General features: G+C 68.0%; 4 protein-coding genes. 3 read left to right on the top strand and 1 reads right to left on the bottom strand.

What is annotated here, in order from left to right; translation table 11 throughout:
- Window positions 1-928: 928 nt before the first annotated feature.
- On the bottom strand, window positions 929-1,582 hold the full coding sequence (locus VFU06_06775; protein ID HEU5209097.1) for a hypothetical protein: 654 nt from the start codon (window positions 1,580-1,582) through the stop codon (window positions 929-931).
- A 288-nt stretch (window positions 1,583-1,870) separates the two neighbouring features.
- Between VFU06_06775 and VFU06_06770 the strand changes: the two genes are divergently transcribed.
- From VFU06_06770 to VFU06_06760, 3 genes are all read left to right on the top strand, one after another.
- Window positions 1,871-2,368 (top strand): PPOX class F420-dependent oxidoreductase, encoded by a 498-nt coding sequence (locus VFU06_06770; GenBank protein ID HEU5209096.1) that lies wholly within the window; start codon window positions 1,871-1,873, stop codon window positions 2,366-2,368.
- Window positions 2,369-2,775: 407 nt separating this feature from the next.
- A complete protein-coding gene (locus tag VFU06_06765) occupies window positions 2,776-3,030 on the top strand; it encodes a YciI family protein (protein HEU5209095.1) in 255 nt (84 codons plus the stop codon).
- A 280-nt stretch (window positions 3,031-3,310) separates the two neighbouring features.
- Window positions 3,311-3,967, top strand: coding sequence for a hypothetical protein (locus tag VFU06_06760; protein HEU5209094.1), 657 nt, complete (start codon window positions 3,311-3,313; stop codon window positions 3,965-3,967).
- Window positions 3,968-4,209: the final 242 nt, after the last annotated feature.

Here is a 4,209-nt window from a genome sequence, read left to right as displayed (position 1 = left end):
GTCATCCCCGGCGCCGGCCACATGCTGTTCCACGAGCACCTCATGACGACGATGCGGCTGCTCGTGCCCTGGCTCAAACAGCATCTCGCACCTGCCGGTTCTCCCACCGAGCAGGGCGAATGACGAACGCGGGCCATCCGGCGTGGGCGGCCGTGCACGACCCGTTCTCGCTCCCATTTGAGCTGCTCGGCATTCGCCGGCAACACCTACGCATCGGCGAGGACGCACGCGGCAGAGTGCTGGACGTCGGCATCCGAACCGGTCTGAGCCTTCCCGTACTACACACACGCCGACGAGGTCGTCGGCGTTTGATCCGGATCCCCACATGCTCAAGCGGGCACGCCGCCGTGCAGAACACGTGGGCTCCCCCGTTCGCCTCGTAGAAGCTCCCGCCGAATCGCTGCCGTTCGGCGACGCGGAGTTCGACGCGGTCGTGATCGTCTTCGGCCTGTGCACGTTCCCTGCCCCCGACGCCGCCGTCCGAGAGGCTCGCCGCGTCCTGAAGCCCAGCGGTCGCCTTCTCTTCCTTGAGCACGTGCAGTCGAGCAGACCGCGCTTGGCCCGGATCCTGGACCTGTTGACCCCGCTTTCACGCCGCTTCACCGGCGGCTGCAATTTGAGCCGGCCGTCGGTCGAGACGATCGCACGCCACTTCCAGATCGATCTGCGCCTGACGCGGCCTGAGCAGGCCGGGATCAGCACATCAGCCCTCACCTGGCCGCTGCTTTCCCATGCGACTGAGTCGCGGTTGATACGCAGAGCAAGACCACCCGCGCTGCTGCTTCGCGTTGGCACCGGCCCTGCGGTTGCCGGCAGGCGGAGTGTCGCTTTGCGCGACGAGGGCGCTCGTGCACGACGCCCGACTGGTTCTTGCGTGTGCTGCGATGCGAGAAGTCGCGTTTCGGCCACCGTTCGACGCGCCTGGGGCCTATAGCCACCCGAAGCCGACGCCGAACACCAAGCCCATCAAGACGTCGAGCGCCGCCAGGGCACCAAGGCGTGTCCAGCGCTGCCGCGCGCTCGGAGCGTCGTAGACCCACGCGGCAAAGAGGTAGAACCAGAGGTAGCCGAAGACGACGATCAGTGGCACGAACGGGGTGTTCCACCACCAGTACTCCCAGTGGAAGGTGCCCGATGCGTGCAGGAAGAGTTCGACGGCGACGCTGACCACAGAGAGCCCGAGCGCGATGGCGAGCCGGTTCGGGATCCCGAGGATCCGCTGACCGGGGTCGGGCGGCAGGAGCTTCACGTAGACGATGCCGGCAATCGCGAACATGAACGAGATCTCGACGTTGAGCCCGACCAGGAACTGGTAGGCGGTCGGGCCGGTCGTCGCCCAGAGGGGTGCGCGGCCGGAGGCCTGCAGCACCAGGGCGTTGACGATCTCGTTGAACCAGTCGGCGAGCCACACCGCCGCACCGGCGGCGATGATGTCCCAGCGGCGCCGCTCGACCTCATTGGCGTAGACGTAGATCACCAACGCCAGCAACGCGACGGCGTACCACTTGAACAGCGACGGGTCGCGGACGAGCCGCTCGGCCTCCCGGGTCACGTCGGTACTGGCCGCCAGCGACAGCGCCATAAGGGCGCACCCTAACCGCGCGGCCACTGGATGGCCCGCAGCGCCCCCATGCGGCGCTCGATCCGCTGCTGGCGCTTCGCGCGACAATGAGCAGTGCCGTCAGGCAAGGGTGCCGACCAACCGGTAACGCTGAGACTGCAGCACGCACAGCGACGGGGGTCACGTCACGGTAGCTGGCGTCTGTAGCTGCAGCCGGGGCTCCGTCCTCGGCTGCGCGTGAGCGCCAGCTGAGGTCGTCGCATCGGTCGCGGCTTTCCGGCGGCCCTCGAGCGGCGTAGATTCCGCACCATGGCGCTCAAACACCGCCTCGCCGACGCCAGCTACTGGTTCTACGGCCGCGCCCGTCACAAGGCCGCATTCGAGTCCGCCGCCCAGCCCGGCACGGCGTCGGACTTCGCCGGGTTGCGGGGGCACAAGTACGCGCTTCTCGTCACCTTCCGAAAGGACGGCACCGCCGTGCCGACGCCCGTCTGGTTCGCGCTGCTCGACGACCGCCGCCTCGTCGCAAGCACCGAGCAGCGCACGGCCAAGGTGCGCCGCATCCGCCGCGACCCGCGGGTGCGCGTGTTTCCCTGCGATCCGCGCGGCAAGCCGCTCGGACCCGGCGCCGAGGGCACAGCCCGAATCTTGGAGAAAGCGGAAGACTGCCAGCGGGCCGAGACGGCTTTGGACCGTCACTACGGCCGCACGCGGCGCATCTACGAGCAGTTCCTGACCCCCGAAGAGGGCATGGTCTACCTAGAAGTCGCCGCCGCAGCGCCCCCCACCGACCAAGCGGCCTCCTGACAACTGCCGCCGAGCTGGCCGCCACAGATGTTTCCCCGAACCGCGATAGCCGGCCCAGGATGGGTCGCGTCTCCCAACTGCTGCAAATCGCCGGGCCCGCCAAGGGCACGGCATAGGTTCCCTCAAGTCCTGACAGGACGAATGAAGGAGGACCTACGCAGTGAGACGCACGGCACCGCCGTCGGCGGAGATCGAGCAGCAGATCGATCGGTTGCTGGCCGTCGGGGTCGGCAAGAATCCGCGAGAGTTGCTGTCTGAGCTCGCGAGGCGCGCGGCTGATCATCCAGCGCGCGGTCGAGGACGAGTTCGACGCCTGGCTGGGAAGCGTCGCCATGTTCTCCTGCGCGATTGGCGTCGGAGCTCCCGCGGAGATCACGGTCCCAAGAGGCACACGGAACGGAGGCTCGATGCGGGTTTCGTACATCTACTTCATGAAGGACGACCCCGACCGCGTCGCGGCGGTCGCACCCGAGCACGCCGCCCACTGGCGGGGGCTCGAGCTGCGCGAGTACCTCGGAGGTCCGTTCGCCGACCGGTCCGGCGGACTGATCAGCTTCGAGACCGACTCGCCCGACGACGCGGCGCAGCTCGTGGCCGACGACCCTTTCGTTCGCCACGGACTCGTCGAGCACAGCTGGATCAAGGAGTGGAAGGTCGAGTAAGGGCCGCTCGCGCGCGGCCATAGCCCCTCAATGTAGGTGCACCAGGCGCAGTTCGTGCCCGTAGGAGCGCTGCTCCGTTGCCTCGAAGGAGCAGTGCACATACTTAGCCGAGCCACTGCTGCTTCTCATCCCGTGCGGGAGTCGAGTTGCGACGGCAGTAGTTCACCGCGGTCGCGGCCAGTTGAATGCACCGTTGCCGGAGGCGCGCGGGGCTGGGAGGTTGCATCGAGCATTCCGCGTCTGCGTCGCAGGCGCTTGTCCAGTCCAGAGGTGACGCTTCGTGTCGCTGATAGCCGTAAGCCTGACGTCGGTGAAGGACATTTCAACCGGCCTCGCATTCGTGTTGTTCCCCGCGCTTTTTGCGTTCGGCTTCGCCGTGCACCCGGGTCTACGACATCCGCACGTGATCACCGACCCGGCCGAGATGGTCGCGCGTGCACACGGGAACCGGCTGCTGCACGTCGGGCATGTCGCGGTGCTCGCGTGCTGTCCGCTGCTGATTGTCATCGTGTTCCACTACACCGGTGTGTTTGCGGGCTCATCGGCGGAGTGGGCCGGCCTGATCGGAGCCGGCCTGGCGGTGATCGGGGTGATCGCCCTCGCCGCCGACAAGGGGGCGCTGTGCCTGACCATGAGCGCATTCGACAGATTGCCGGAGTCCGAGTTCGCCCAGCTCGCGCCGGGCCTGCGAGCGCTCTATGCCAAGGCCGGGTGGATGGTGCTGCTCTGGGCGGTCCTGCTCCTACCGCTCGGTTTCGCCGTCCTCGCGGTCGCGCTGCTGGCTTCGGATGCCCTTCCGGCCCGGCAGGGCATCGCACGGCTCGTGGGCAGCTTGATGCTGATGGTGCCCGACGGGCTCGAGCTCGTCAGCCTCGCCGGCTGCGCCGCCCTCGCAATCGCAATGATCCCGACCGGGGTCCAGATGCTGGGCGGCTGACGCCCGTTCCACGCAAAGGAGCAGCGCGGCCGTGGAGAGGTCGAGTGCCGCTTCCGCCTGCCGCCGGCACTCCGCCTTGGCGGCGGAACGGGTGTCGCTTTGCGCGAGCTGCGATAGCCAGGCGCCGACTCGGGTGCGCTTTCGGATCTAGGCCTCAACGCGATAGCGCGGCTGCGCGGGGGTCGGCGGAAGCGCAGACGCACCGTGAGGCCGACGTAGCCGACGTGCTGATGCGCTAGACA

The organism is Longimicrobiales bacterium (assembly GCA_035764935.1).
Classification (GTDB): Bacteria; Gemmatimonadota; Gemmatimonadetes; order Longimicrobiales; family RSA9; genus DASTYK01.
Note: the sequence above shows the minus strand (reverse complement) of the source record. Positions and strands in the feature narration are given on the sequence as shown.